This window comes from Xanthomonas sp. NCPPB 3582, assembly GCF_041475735.2.
Lineage (GTDB): Bacteria > Pseudomonadota > Gammaproteobacteria > Xanthomonadales > Xanthomonadaceae > Xanthomonas > Xanthomonas codiaei.
In genome coordinates, this window is record NZ_CM192968.1 from 2,086,026 (window position 1) to 2,099,326 (window position 13,301).

Consider the following 13,301-nt stretch of genomic DNA (forward strand, 5'->3'; position numbering starts at 1 on the left):
GAGCGAAGCTGCGCAATGTCGAAAGGACACGAGGCTGCGCCCGTACCCTCATCCGCCCCTTCGGGGCACCTTCTCCCGCAGGGAGAAGGGATGTCGTTCGAGCCCCTCTCCCTTTGGGAGAGGGGGGGGGGTGAGGGTACGGCGCGAAGCTGTGCAATGTCGAAAGGACACGAGGCTGCGCGCGCACCCTCATCCGCCCCTTCGGGGCACCTTCTCCCGGTGGGAGAAGGGCGAGTCGTTCAAGCCCCTTTCCCCCCGGGAGAGGGGTTGGGGTGAGGGTACGGGCTGCAAGAGTTAGGAATCGGCGACAACCTTTTCAACGAGGGACACCATGGCCACACAAGGCAAGTTCCACAAGCGGCTGAGCCTGACCGACCTCACCTTCATCGGATTGGGCTCGATCTTTGGTTCCGGATGGTTGTTCTCGGCCAGCCACGTGTCCTCGATCGCCGGGCCGGCCGGCATCGTGTCCTGGATCGTCGGCGGTGTTGCGGTGTTGCTGCTGGGGTTGGTGTACTGCGAACTGGGCGCGGCCTTGCCGCGCGCTGGTGGAGTGGTGCGCTACCCGGAGTATTCGCATGGCGCGCTGCTGGGATCGTTGACCGGCTTCATCACCCTGATCGCATTTTCCAGCCTGATTGCCATCGAGGTGGAAGCCGCGCGGCAATATGCAGCGGCATGGTTTCCGTGGTTGAGCCAACCGGGCAGCACCCATCCCAGCCTCTGGGGCTGGCTGGTGCAGCTGGCCTTGCTGGTGCTGTTCTTCCTGCTCAACTACTTCAGCGTCAAGACCTTCGCGCTGGCCAACAACCTGGTCAGCATCTTCAAGTTCCTGGTGCCGATCCTGGTGATCGTGTTGCTGATGCAGCACTTCGATGCAGGCAACCTGAGCGTGCACGGGTTTGCGCCGTCGGGTATGGCGGGGGTGGAAGCGGCGATCTCCGCCGGCGGTATCATCTTCGCGTATCTGGGGCTGACACCGATCGTGTCGGTGGCCAGTGAGGTACGCGACCCGCAGCGCAATATCCCCATCGCGCTGATCCTGTCGGTGGCGCTGTCCACGGTGATCTATGTGCTGCTGCAGCTGGCGTTCCTGGGCAGCATTCCGGCCGCGCAACTGGCTCAGGGGTGGAGCGGTATCGACAAGGCATTTTCGTTGCCATATCACGACATCGCTCTTGCCCTTGGCATGGCGTGGCTGGCAGCGCTGGTGATCTGCGACGCGATGGTCTCGCCCAGCGGCACCGGCAATATCTACATGAATGCCACGCCGCGCGTGGTGTATGGCTGGGCGCGTAGCGGAGGATTCCTGCCGGTGCTGACGCGGGTGGACCCGGCATCGGGCATTCCGCGTCCGGCGTTGTGGTTGAGCCTGGGGCTGTCGATCTTCTGGACGCTGCCGTTTCCGTCGTGGGAGACGCTGATCGGGGTGGTATCGGCGGCGCTGGTGCTGAGCTATGCGGTGGCGCCGGTGACGGTGGCCGCATTGCGTCGCAGTGCGCCGGACTTGCCGCGGCCGTTCTTCGTGCGCGGGCTGGGCGTGCTGGGGCCGCTGTCGTTCATGGTGGCCGCGTTGATCGTGTACTGGTCCACCTGGCCGACCCTGTCGTGGTTGCTCGGGCTGCAGGTGCTCGCGTTTGCGCTGTATGTGCTGTACCGGCTGCCCTCGCGCGACGGGCGTGCGCGGCTGCTACGGCAGGTGCGCGCATCGCTGTGGTGGATCGTGTTCTTCGTGCTGGTGATGGCGGTGTCCTGGGCCGGCACCTTCGGCGGGCACGGCTGGATCGCGCATCCGTTCGATACGCTGAGCGTGGCGGTGATTGCGTTGTTCATCTATCACTGGGGCGCACGCAGCGGCCTGCGTAGCGACGAACTGGCGTTGGAGGAAGACGATGGCCAATGACACGTGCGGTGCTGCACGGGTCATGCGGGCGGTGCGCGTCGTGGCCGCAGGCATGCTGTGGCTCACGGCCAATGCGCAAGCCGCGCCCACGGTGGCCGATTACCAGCGCTCGCTCGGCCTGCGCGCGCACTGGAGCACGTTGACCGAAAACGTCGCCTGGCCGGCGCAATGGCAGGACGACGGGACGTTCTACTATCGCAAGACCGTGGCTGGCGGGTTCGCCTTCATTCGCGCGGACGTGGCCACGCTGCACAAGCAACCGGCCTTCGACCAGGCGCGCGTGGCGCAGGCGCTGCAGGCTGCCACCGGGACGCGCTATACGGCGTTGACGTTGCCATTCGAGCAGTTTGCGTATTCGCAGGAAGGCGGACGCGAGGACGGGGCGATCTTCTTCGCCCTCGAGGAGGTTGCGTGGCGCTGTACGTTGACCACCTACCGCTGCGCGCCCGACGAGCCTGGCCGGCAATCGCAGATGCGCCAGCGGCCGCGCGGCTTCGGCGTGGTGCGCGACCCGGACGTGGCGGCCGACATCACCCCGCGCCGCTCGCCCGACGGAAAGTGGGAGGCGCTGGCCGATGGCTGGAACCTGGTCGTGCGCCGGGTGGCCGATGGCCGGCTCGTCCAGCGCACCGACGATGGCCGCGCGGAAGACTATTTCGACCCGGAGAGCATTGCCTGGTCGCCCGATTCGCAGCAGTTGGCGGTGTACCGGGTGCGCCCGGGCACCGCACGCCGGGTGACCCGTGTGGAGGCTGCACCGCCCGGTCGCCTGCAGCCGGTGGTGCATACCCAGCTGTATCCCAAACCGGGCGATGCGGTGGATGTGGAGCGGCCGGTGCTGCTGGCAGTGGACGGCACACGACGCGTGGTGGACAACGCCTTGTTCGCTACGCCGTATTCCTTGTCGCCGCTGCAATGGCGGGCGGATGGGCGCAGTGTGAGCTTCGACTATGTGCAACGCGGTTTCCAGCAGATGCGCGTGATCGCGGTGGATGCCCGCAGCGGGCGTGCGCACGTCGCCGTTGGTGAAGATGCACCCACCTTCGTCTATGCCGACCGCAGCTTTCGTCATGACGTGGACGCGCATGGCGATGAGATTCTGTGGATTTCCGAGCGCGACGGCTGGCGGCATCTGTACCTGTTCGACGGCCACAGCGGCAAGCCCAAGCGCCAACTCACGCGCGGGCCATGGGTGGTGCGCGATGTAGTGAAGGTGGACGACGCACAGCGCCGCATCTGGTTCACCGCCAGCGGCATGGACGCGGGCAAGGACCCGTATTACCGGCAGCTCTACAGCGTGGATTTCGACGGCCGCCAGCTCACCCGGCTGACCCATGCCGACGCCGATCACGATGTGGCGATTGCAGACGATGGCCGGCATTACGTCGATGTCTATTCGCGCCCGGACCTGCCGCCGGTGATGGAGCTGCATGCCATCGATGGCCGTCTGCTGCAGCAGGTGGAGCAAGGCAACATCGACCGGCTGCTGGCGGCCGGATGGCGCGCGCCGCAGACCTTCGTCGCCAAGGGCCGCGATGGCAAGACCGATATCTGGGGCATGGTGGTGCGGCCGCGCGACTACGACCCGCGCAAGCGGTATCCGGTGATCGAGAACATCTACGCCGGCCCACACGATTCCTTCGTTCCCAAGACGTTCTGGCCGTTCGGCTATCACTCCGGCGGCGACAAGCAGATCGGCATGCAGGCGCAGGCGGACCTGGGTTTCATCGTGGTGATGATCGATGGCATGGGCACCGCCAATCGCTCCAAGGCATTCCACGATGTGGCGTGGAAGAACCTGGGCGATTCCGGCTTTGCCGACCGCATCGCCTGGCACCGCGCGCTGGCCGCGAAAGACCCTTCGTACGACATCAGCCGGGTCGGCATCTACGGTGCGTCGGCCGGCGGGCAGAGCACCCTGGGTGCGCTGGAACGCCACCCGGAGTTCTACACGGTGGGCGTGGCGTTCGCCGGCTGCTACGACAACCGCATGGACAAGATCAGCTGGAACGAGCAGTGGATGGGCTGGCCGGTGGATGCCAGCTATGCCGATGCGTCCGGCGTGGTCAATGCGAGCAAATTACAGGGCGACCTGCTGCTGATCGTCGGCGAGCAGGACAGCAATGTGGACCCGGCGTCCACCGCACAGGTAGTGGATGCCTTGATCAAGGCCGGCAAGGACTTCGACCTGCTCAACGTGCCGGGCGGCGAACATTCGGTGGGCCGCTCCAGCGGGCCGATCGACTACGTGCAGCGCCGCCAGTACGACTTCTTCGTGCGTCATCTGCTCGGGCAGCCCACGCCGCACTGGAATTCATCCGCCCCGGAGGCTCGCTGATGCTGCTTGCCCGTTTATCCGCGCTGCGCCAGCGTGGCCGCGCGGTTGTTTACCTGTGTGTGGTGTCGCTGCTGGTCATCGCGATGACACCGGCGGCATACGCCGAAGAGATGCCGCGCTTCGTCAGCGAGAACGGCCGCCACGCGGTCTTCGTCGACGGTGCGCCGTACACCATCCTGGCCGCCCAACTGCACAACTCCAGCGCCTGGCCGGCGGTGTTGCCCGAGGCGCTGGACGAGGTGGTCGCGCTGCATGCCAACACGGTGGAAGCGCCGGTGTACTGGGAGCAGTTCGAACCCGTGCAGGGCCGCTTCGACACCACCAACGTGGATGCGTTGATCGCCGGCGCACGCAAGCGCGGGCTGCGCGTGGCATTGCTGTGGTTCGGCAGCTGGAAGAACGGCCAGATGCATTACGTGCCGGAGTGGATCAAGCGCGACGAGACCACCTACCCGCGCATGCGCGATACAAATGGCACGCCGGTGGATGTGCTGTCGCCGCATGCGGCCGCCAATGTGCAGGCCGATGCGCGTGCGTTCACCGCGTTGATGCAGCACCTGCGCAAGGTCGATGGCGAGCGCCACACGGTGATCCTGGTGCAGGTGGAAAACGAGCCCGGCGCGATCGGGACGGTGCGCGACCATGGCGCGGCCGGCGAGGCGGCATTCGCGCAGCCGGTGCCCGCAGCGATCGCGCAGGCGCTGGGCAAGCCGCAGGGCAGCTGGCAACAGCTGTTCGGCGCGGAGGCGGCCGAGGCCTTCAACGCGCATGCCACCGCGGCATACATCGAGCAGGTGGCCGCCGCCGGCAAGCGCGCGTATCCGCTGCCGCTCTACGTCAACACCTGGCTGCGCTACAAGGGCAAGCGCTATCCGGGCCTGGACTATCCGTCCGGTGGCGCCACGGTGAACGTGTTCGCGCTGTGGCGCGCGGCCACGCCGTCGATCGATTTCATCGGCACCGACATCTACACCAACGATTACAACGAATACACCAAGGTCATCGGCCAGTACGCGCGGCCGGACAACCCGGCCTGGGTGTCGGAAACCGGGTTCGAAGCGGCGACGGCGCCTTACCTGTTTCATGTGCTGGGGCAGGGCGGGGTGGGCTTCTCGACCTTCGGCATGGATGGCAATCCGGACAGCGAGGCCAATCGCGCCGCCACCGCCGCGCATGCGGCCAACTTCCAGCTGCTGGCGCCGCTGCAACGCGTGCTGGCGCAGGCCGCCTTCGATGGCCGCTTGCAAGGCATCGCCGAGCAGCCTGGCATGCCGCAACGCACGCTGCGTTTTGGCGATTGGCAGGCCAAGGTATCGTTCGGGGCGCCGCTGTGGGGCGATGCGCCGGCGATCCTGCCCGGCAACGCGGACCACGCCGGTCGGCTGCTGGTGGCGCAGCTGGGCCCGGAGGAGTTCCTGGTCACCGGCATGGCCGCGCGCATTGAATTTTTCCGCGAGGCGGCCGATACCCGTCATGGGCAATTGTTGCGGGTGGAGCAGGGGCGGTATGTCGACGGACGCTGGCAGGTGGACAAGCAGCTCAACGGCGACCAGACCGACTACGGGCTCAACTTCGGCCGCGGTGGTCCTGGCAGCCCGGAACCGGTGGTGCTGCGGGTGCGGGTCGGAACCTATTGACGGACACAGGCGCTGCGGCGACTGCGTGCCTAGGGTTGCCAGCACTCCCTTGGCGTCCGTAGTGCCTCACTCCATCGAATCCCGCATTTCCTCACTCACTTGCGTAACGGAGCCAGCATGAGCATCAGCACCATCGCCAGTTCCGGCATGCAGGCCGCCGCGCTGCGCCAGCAGGTGGCCGCCAGCAACGTGGCCCGCCACCCGGTGGAGGGCAGCCCGCGTCAGGCGGTGGCCGCCAGCACGCAGGTCAATGGCGGCGTGACCGCCAGCGTGGTGGAGGCGCCAGCCGATCCGGCCGCACCCGTCGCCGATCTGGTCGAGGGGCTGTCGGCGCGCACCGATTTCCAGGCCAACGCCACGGTGCTGCGCCGCTCCGAGCAGGCGCTGGGCAGCCTGCTCGATGTACTGGCCTGACCGGCCCGTCGCCGCTTCTTCGGCCGCGCTTACTCCGGGTCGGCCCCCAGTACCTGCTGCGCATCGACGATATCCACGCCTTGCAGTTGGCCCAGCCAGTTGTCGAACCACGGCTTGTGGCTGGCGCCGACCACCGCCAGCACGCGGGCGCCCGGTTGCTCGGCGAAGCTGGCACGCACGTTGGACACCATGCGCAGGTTACGGATCTCCCAGCCGGACACGTAGCGATACCCGTAGCGCGGCGCTGAGGCTTCGCCCAGTGCCGCGCGAAAATCCACCGCAATGGCCAGTTGCTGGCTGGCCGGCAGGTTGATTGCGCGATACAGCGCCAGCAACCTGCCCGCACCTGCCAGCGCGTCTTCGTGCGCGCGCATTGCGGCTGCACGCGGCGCGGCCTTGTCCCAGGCGGCCTGGATCGCCTTGCCATAGGCCGACGGGTCGCCCAGGTCCACGTTGTCGCCGGTGTGGTCGTCGACCGGATACACGCGCTGCAGGCCAAGCCGGGCCGCCAGGCGGGCGGCGATCTGGTAGCTCTCGTTGGGCCGCTGCTCGGCGTTGCGCAGCCGGCTGACCAGCGCGGCATCCAGGCCATCGCCCGCCCGTTGCTCGCCAGGCGCCAGTTGCAGCCACTGCACCAGCGCCGACGACGGATCGCCCGCCGCAAGACACCACGCGGCCAACTGGCGGCGTTGCGCAGGCGTGGGCGTGGCCGGCCAGCGACGCAGCGTGTCCCGCACCCGCGCGATGGCCGCCGGCACATCCAGCCCGGTGGCACGCAGGGCGTCGGCGGTGTCCGGGCAATAGCTCGCGCTGTCTTCGGGGAGATACACCGCCGGATGCCGCCGCATCAGATCGCAGGTCTCGCCGGACAGGTTCTCGACGGTGATGATGGTCGGCGCGTAGGCCGCCAACCGCTCCAGCAAGGGCTGCAGGCGTGCTGCACTGATGTCGCTGCCCGTAGGCAGCTGCGACAGGTGCACGCTGCCAAGCACCAGTACCTGGGTGCGCGGCGCGGCCATCTCCGCATCCAGCTGCGACAGATCCACTTGCGCCTGCGCGAGGCAGGGGGCGAGCAGCGCCAGCAGCGCCGCGCACAGCATGCGAGGCCGCAACAGCGCGTTCAGGACTGGCAAGGCCATCGGGCGCACTGGCGTGGCGACGGACGTGCCCGATGTCGACGGTGGTGGGATCTGCATGAGCTTCCTTGTGGAGTGGTTGCGTTCGCACCGCCGCATGTGCACCCCTGCGGCAGGACAGGTGCGGCGAGTGTGGCTGCCGCACCGCCTGGTGAGCCTGGGCGAGAAGTCATGCGGTCAATCGGCAGGGGCGACGCTGCGGTGCGCTCGGTCCTGCCGTAGCGCGGCGGTGCGCGTTACGCCGTTGGGCACGCCCAGGCCGGTGTTGGCGTCCCGCCCGCTGGCGGCGCGACAGCCATCGTTGTCGCGGCCACCCTTCCGTGCCGCTGCGGTAGCGCCAGGCGCGGCTGCACGCCGCCGGCACCAGGGAGGCGTGCCGGCAAGATCACTCACGCGGCGCGGCGGCATTGGTACCACCCGTCACCGCCGGCTGGCCATCGATCGAATGATGCCGACGTTGCTGTGTGCCCATTTCCGCACGCGCACCAGACAGGCCTCACAAGACGGAGCCGGTGCCAGCGCGCAGCATGCAGGGCGGGATCACTCGAGGGCGCAACGATGGACCGGAGAACCTTCCTGCGGCAGGGCATGGCCGCTACCGCGGCAGTCGGCACCGGCGCAGTGCTTGCGGCGCAGGGCGGCCTGAACGCCACCGCCGCACCCGCCGCGCTGGCGCAACCGAAGCTGGAGGCCTTGCCCGCCACTGCGCCTGCAGGCAGCAAGCTCTGCAGTTTTCGGCATCTGCAGCAGGACTGGACCGTCTACGAGCGTCTGGATGATCCGCAAGCTGCGCTGACCCTGCAGACCGATGCCGGTGTACTGCGCCTGGACAAGCGCCTCGAAGCCACCTATCCGGCAGCAGGCGCGCCGTACTTCGGCCTGCCGCTGGCGCAGGTGGCCATGGCCGATGCGGACCTGCTGGCCGACCGGCTGCTGCGCGACGGCGACCCGGACGAGGCGCAGGTACGCGATGTCGCGCCGCCGCCGGCCTCCTTGCTCGATCCCAAGGACAACGGAGGCCGCTGGCCATGGACCACCTTCGTCGGTACGCGTGAAGCGTTGGACACCATGCCGATCCTGCCGAATGGCCGCAGCCGTACCGCGCGCCCGGAACACGCCTTCGCAGAGCTTGGCGAAGAGGCGCTGATCAAGCGCCGCGAAGAAGGCATGCTGGGCGGCTGGATGCCGGCGGTCCGCAAGGTGATGCGCCGCGAAAACGCGAGCGACGCCTGGTACGACGTGCTGGTGTTTGCCGATGTGCGCGCCACCGACCGCTTCGTGGTGCAGACCTGGCACCGCACCATGCAGGTGCGCGGCGGGCAGATCGTGGCGGTGCACTACACGCACAGCTATCCCGCATTCGGTACCGCGCGCACGGCGGCCACCGCAGAACAGTTCTACGCGGCGCTGATCGATTTCGCCGCGTACTGGCAGCACGCGCTGGCCGGCACCGTGCAGGCGCAACTGCCGGACCCCAGCTGGAACGACATGGCGCACTTCGCCTTCGCGCGCGAGCTGGTGGTGCGGCCCGGCGGCGACTACCCCAAGTACGGCGCGGTGGAGCGCGACTATTACGGCAACGAGTACGACGGCTTCCAGGACACCTTCACCAGCGCGCTGTACGCCAATCTGGAATGGGGCCGCTTTGAGCAGGCCGCGGCGGTACTCGACAACTATTTCGATGCGTTCGTGCAGGACGATGGCCTGCCGAACATGCGCGGGCCGGAAGTCGGGCAGTTCGGGCTGACCCTGTCGCTGCTGGCGCGCTATCTGCGCTACACCGGCGACGCCGCGCGCCTGCGCCGGCTGTTGCCCAAGATCGCCGCTACTGCCCAGGTGTTGTGCGATCTGCACGACCAGGCGCTGGCGCTGCCGCGCACAGTGCATGGTCATGGCCTGCTGCATGGATGGAACGAATCCGATGCCTGTTTGTTCCCCGATCCCTCGCTGTGGTGGAAGCCGTACTACGCCAACAGCGCGCTGACGATCCGCGGCTGGGAAGACATCGCCCAGGTATGGAGCACGCTGGGCGGCGATACCGCAAGGGCGGCGCAGTGGCGGCGCCGCGCACGACAGCTGCGTGCGCGGCTCCAGGCCAGCCTGCGCGCGAACGTGCGCCGCGACCTGTCACCGCCCTACGTGGGCCCGCTGCCGGGCACCACGCTGACCTTTCGCCAATCGTTGTTGCAGGAAAAGCCCAGCGAACAGCAATGGCCGCACCGCGCCTACGCCGAACTGCTGCAGGCCGATGTGCTGCCCGACGATCTGGCCCATCTGGTCATCGACTGCCTGCGCGGCCATGGCGGTACCAGCATCGGCGTGGTGGCCAATATCGCGCCGCCGGAGCCGGGCAGCCGCGACCTGCTCGGGTTCATTTCCTACGGGTATGCGCAGCAATTGCTGCGGCTGGACCGCATCGAAGAATATCTGCTGTTCGTCTATGCGCACCGCTACCAGGTGCATACGCGCGGCAGCTGGACGGCGGGCGAGGTCAGCGGCATCACCGGCGGCATGCCGCTATTCTGCATGCCCGCACAGATGACCATTCCCTTGCTGCTGCGCTGGATGCTGGTCAGCGAGGACAGTGCGGGCGAGCAGCTGTTCCTGGCGCGCGCGCTGCCGCGCGCGTGGCTGGGCAGCGGTGCACCGATCGGTATCAGCGCTGCCCCCACGCGCTGGGGCACGCTCACGCTGCGCCTGCGCACCGATCTTCAACAGCGCCGCATCGAGGGCGAGGTGGAACTGCCCGAGCGCAGGCCCGAGCGCACCTGGCTGAGCCTGCGCGTTCCGGCGGGCACGCGGTTGCAGCGCGTTCTGGTCGACGGCAAGCCGGTGCGTCCGCAGGGCCCGCATGCCGACCGGGTGGCGTTGCCGGGAGCGGCGGCGCTGGTCAGGGTGCAGGCGTGGTTTGCATGACGCGCGCTCGTCGCGGCGGCAACACGCTACGTCGTTGAATACATCGGCCTCGTAACGGTGCGCAGTCGCGCAGGCATTTGCTGCGATGCTGGCCGTGCCCTCTACCTCACAAGCCGGCGCTGGATAGACCGGGCCATCACTGCGCTGGATCGACGGAACCGCTATGAAGTCCTTATCTGCTTGTACGCTGATGCCCCGCCGTCGTCACCCTGTGGGCTGGCGCGTCTGCGTTGTGCTGTTGTCGATGCTGACGAACGCCGCGTTGGCGCAGAACGCGGCACCCACCGCCGCGCAGTACACCCAGGCGATGGAACTGTCCGATCGTTACCTGTCGCTGGTCGATCATGAACCTGCCGAGCCGGTGTGGGTCGATGCGGGGCAGTTCCTGTACCGGCGCGGTGTTGCGCGTGCCAATCGGGCGCCGGCCATCGAATACCGCCTGGTGGATGCCGCCACCGGCCGCAATGCGCTGGCCTTCGATCATGCACGGCTGGCAGCAGCCTTGAGCCAGGCCGGCGCGCAAGATGTCGACGCGGCCGCACTGGCGCTGAAACAGCCAACGCTCGTGCAGCAGCGCCTGGGCTTTCAATTGGCGCGGCTGGGGTGGCAATGCGATCTGGCGCGGTATCGCTGTGCGCGTCAGCCTGACCGCGACGTGCCAGCCGAAACGATGGACATGGCGCTGCCACTCAAGCAAGGCGAGCGCACTGCCAAGCCATCGCCGGACGGGCGCTGGCGCGCGTGGGTGGAGCAGGGCAACCTGGTGATTGCGCCGAAGGACGGTGGCGAACGCCGGGTTCTCAGCCGCGACGGCAGCAGCGGCGACTATTACGCTATCGACAGCGTGGAATGGTCGCCGGACTCGCAGCACCTGGCCGCCTACCGGGTCAAGGCGCCGCCGCCACACATGGTGTATTACATCGAATCGGCGCCGGCCGATCGCGTGCAGCCCAAGCTGCATCAGCAGATCTATCCAAAGCCGGGCGATGCGTTGCCGGTGATGCAGCCGGTGCTGTTCGATATCGCCACCGGTGCGGCCCACCCGGTCGCAATGACGTTGCTGCCCAATGCCTTCACGCTGACCAGTCTGCAGTGGTGGAAGGACAGCCGCGGCTTCACCTTCGAGTACAACGCGCGCGGCCACCAGCTCTATCGCGTGATCGAGGTGGATGCGCGCACGGCGGCCGCACGCACGCTGATCGAAGAAACCTCGCCCACCTTCATCGAATACTCCGAACTCAGCGGCAGCCACGAAGACGGCGGCAAGCACGCGCGCAAGGATCTGGCCGACGGCACGCAGATTCTGTGGGCTTCCGAGCGCGATGGCTGGGAGCACGTGTATCTCTACGATGGCCATCGCGGCGAGGTGATACGCCAGGTGACACGTGGCGACTGGGTGGTGCGCAAGCTCGACTACATCGATGAGGCGGCGGGCCAGCTGTACTTCACCGCCTCGGGCATGCAACCCGGGCAAGACCCGTATTACCGGCACGCTTACCGTATTGGCCTGGATGGCACGGGCCTGATAGCGCTGACGCCGCAGGCCGCCGATCACCAAGTGAGCTACTCGCCGGACGGAAAATGGTTCGTGGATCTTTACTCGCGCGTGGACCTTGGCCCGGTACTGGAGCTGCGGCGCAGTGCCGATGGCGGATTGGCGCAGACCGTGGAGCGCACCGATCTGAGCCGGCTGCTCGCCAGCGGCTGGCAACCGCCGTTGCCGTTCCACAGCGTCGGGCGCGATGGCAAGACCGAGATCTGGGGGGTGATCCATCGCCCGCAGCAGTTCGACCCGCAGCAGCGGTATCGCACGGTCGAGTACATCTATGCCGGCCCGCAGGGATCGTTCGTGCCCAAGACGTTCAGTGCCCACGTGTTTACCCTCACGGGGATGGGATTCGCGGTGGCGCAGATCGATGGCATGGGCACCAACAACCGCTCGCGCGCTTTTCACGATGTGGCCTGGCGCAACCTCAAGGATGCCGGTTTGCCCGACCGCATCGCCTGGCATAAGGCCGCTGCCGAGCAGTACCCGTGGTACGACATCGTCGGCGGCATCGGCGTGTTCGGCACGTCCGCCGGTGGGCAGAACGCGTTGGGTGCGTTGCTGTTCCATCCGGAGTTTTATGTGGCCGGCGTGGCCAATTCCGGTTGCCACGACAACCGCATGGACAAGATCTGGTGGAACGAGCAATGGATGGGCTGGCCGGTGGGGCCGTGGTACGCCGAATCCTCCAACGTGGAAAACGCCGCACGCCTGCAAGGCCATCTGTTGTTGATCACCGGCGACATGGACATGAACGTCGATCCGGCCAGCACGTTCCAGGTGGCCGATCGCTTGATCAAGGCCAACAAGGATTTCGACCTGCTGGTGGTGCCGGGCGGCGATCACGGCGCTGGCGGCGATTACGGCAGGCGGCGCCTGCTGGATTTCTTCATACGCTGGATGCAGCGCGCCCCAACGCCGGAGTGGAACCGCAGCCCGGCAAGCACTGCACCGCAGGCAGCGGTGCCCGCCGCACCGTGATGCACGGCGCGGCGCCGCGGTCGGCGTGATCGGGCCGGGCTGGCTGCCACCATCGCGCAAACGCGTCAGGCCGGGCATGCAGCAGCAATCACAGCGCGTGCCGATGGCCACGGGGGCGTGGCTGCGCGGATGACGGTGGATGGACCAGACCCAACTGCACTAGCGCTGCAGTGCCCGCGCATGCGCGGGCCAACCATGCTGTTTTCCGCATGCGCTGCCGCCAAATGCGACAAGACGTCGCGCGTGCGCATAGGCACATTGTGACCAACCGATGAAAGCGGATCGCATAGGGCGACACCGCTACGCAAAAACATCCATCCGACTCCGGGCAGTGCGACACGGCCGGTAGCGGCGTGCACCTGCAAGGTGCCGAACACATCCGCAGCGCGTGCGTCGCAGACGCCGTGCCGCGGCATGACCACTCTTTGGT

General features: G+C 67.4%; 7 protein-coding genes. 6 read left to right on the plus strand and 1 reads right to left on the minus strand.

Annotation, left to right across the window (positions count from 1 at the left end; translation table 11 throughout):
- The first annotated feature begins 331 nt into the window (after positions 1-331).
- The 4 genes from ACCQ05_RS08895 to ACCQ05_RS08910 all read left to right on the plus strand — a co-directional run bounded on the left by ACCQ05_RS08895 (position 332) and on the right by ACCQ05_RS08910 (position 6,292).
- A complete protein-coding gene (locus tag ACCQ05_RS08895; protein WP_372393544.1) occupies positions 332-1,903 on the plus strand; it encodes an APC family permease in 1,572 nt (523 codons plus the stop codon).
- 22 nt (positions 1,904-1,925) lie between these two features.
- Positions 1,926-4,241 carry a S9 family peptidase gene (locus ACCQ05_RS08900; protein WP_372394003.1) on the plus strand — a complete coding sequence of 772 codons (2,316 nt, stop codon included), beginning with the start codon at positions 1,926-1,928 and terminating at the stop codon, positions 4,239-4,241.
- 83 nt (positions 4,242-4,324) lie between these two features.
- The gene (locus ACCQ05_RS08905) at positions 4,325-5,878 is read left to right on the plus strand and encodes a DUF5597 domain-containing protein (protein ID WP_372394005.1); all 1,554 of its coding nucleotides are present in this window, start codon (positions 4,325-4,327) and stop codon (positions 5,876-5,878) included.
- Positions 5,879-5,995: 117 nt separating this feature from the next.
- Entirely contained in the window at positions 5,996-6,292 is a 297-nt protein-coding gene (locus ACCQ05_RS08910) for a hypothetical protein (RefSeq protein WP_104544186.1), read from the plus strand.
- Between the two features lie 29 nt (positions 6,293-6,321).
- On the opposite strand, the gene ACCQ05_RS08915 is transcribed toward ACCQ05_RS08910, so the two are convergent.
- Positions 6,322-7,392, minus strand: a complete 1,071-nt coding sequence (locus ACCQ05_RS08915; protein ID WP_228961613.1) for a DUF5694 domain-containing protein — start codon at positions 7,390-7,392, stop codon at positions 6,322-6,324.
- 594 nt (positions 7,393-7,986) lie between these two features.
- On the opposite strand from ACCQ05_RS08915, the gene ACCQ05_RS08920 reads away from it, so the two are divergent.
- Both ACCQ05_RS08920 and ACCQ05_RS08925 read left to right on the plus strand, forming a co-directional pair.
- Complete coding sequence (locus tag ACCQ05_RS08920; protein WP_372393545.1) at positions 7,987-10,344, plus strand: glucosidase family protein; 2,358 nt, start codon at positions 7,987-7,989, stop codon at positions 10,342-10,344.
- A 244-nt stretch (positions 10,345-10,588) separates the two neighbouring features.
- Complete coding sequence (locus ACCQ05_RS08925; protein WP_372393546.1) at positions 10,589-12,871, plus strand: S9 family peptidase; 2,283 nt, start codon at positions 10,589-10,591, stop codon at positions 12,869-12,871.
- Positions 12,872-13,301: the final 430 nt, after the last annotated feature.